Below are 754 nucleotides of genomic sequence, written 5' to 3'. Positions count from 1 at the left end.
ATTCCGGTCGCTTTCCTTCTGCATTCAGCTCTTCATACCATTCACTTTGATAATGAACTAATAGCCGTCCCAGTGCCGTTGTTAAGGTGGTTTTTTTGCTATATTCCCTTAAAATATTTTCAAAATGAGGAATATCATCTATAGATTTATTCCTTTTAATAAAAATATAAATGTTATTTTTTTATTCAACATAAGGCTCGTGGTGAACATATTTTAAACACTCGCCTTTAGAACAACCAAAAATTAATTGTTCTGTATTTTTTCCATAAATGAAAGCTAAGCCACCTAAATCAATATCATATTGCTTATTAACTCCATTAATCAATAAGTTACCTTTGATTTTGCAAGAGTAAACATCAAAAGAATTTATTTGAGCAGAATTAATTGATTTTTCTGCTGTAGAAAAAAAATGCACAATATCTTTTTTATTTAATTGCCACTTATCACATAGATCCTTAATGTAGCCATTATCATTTATCTCTAATGTCTTTTTTATCGTCAATACTTTAATATCATCACGGTTAATAGCATTTGTAACAATTGGGGGCAACATTCCAATGATCAGCAGGAAGATAAAGATTTTTACCTTCTCCACTTGTCTTATAAGCGATACATTGATGTTAATACAAGTCTTTATCTTCAAGATTGAACTCCTTTTGTAATTCAGATAAATATTTTTCTCTTAAGCTTTTTGAATAGTTAATTAAATGACGGCGTAGTCTAATCTTTCCTACAAAATAAGTTTTTATTATCT

General features: G+C 28.9%; 1 protein-coding gene. It reads right to left on the bottom strand.

The genetic code is table 11. The features are described from left to right. Positions 1–181 precede the first annotated feature (181 nt). Complete coding sequence (locus J3U35_RS06515; RefSeq protein ID WP_267352433.1) at positions 182–643, bottom strand: hypothetical protein; 462 nt, start codon at positions 641–643, stop codon at positions 182–184. Positions 644–754 lie beyond the last annotated feature (111 nt).

This window comes from Gilliamella sp. B2717 (assembly GCF_026536675.1).
GTDB lineage: Bacteria > Pseudomonadota > Gammaproteobacteria > Enterobacterales > Orbaceae > Gilliamella > Gilliamella apicola_I.
Note: the sequence above shows the minus strand (reverse complement) of the source record. Positions and strands in the feature narration are given on the sequence as shown.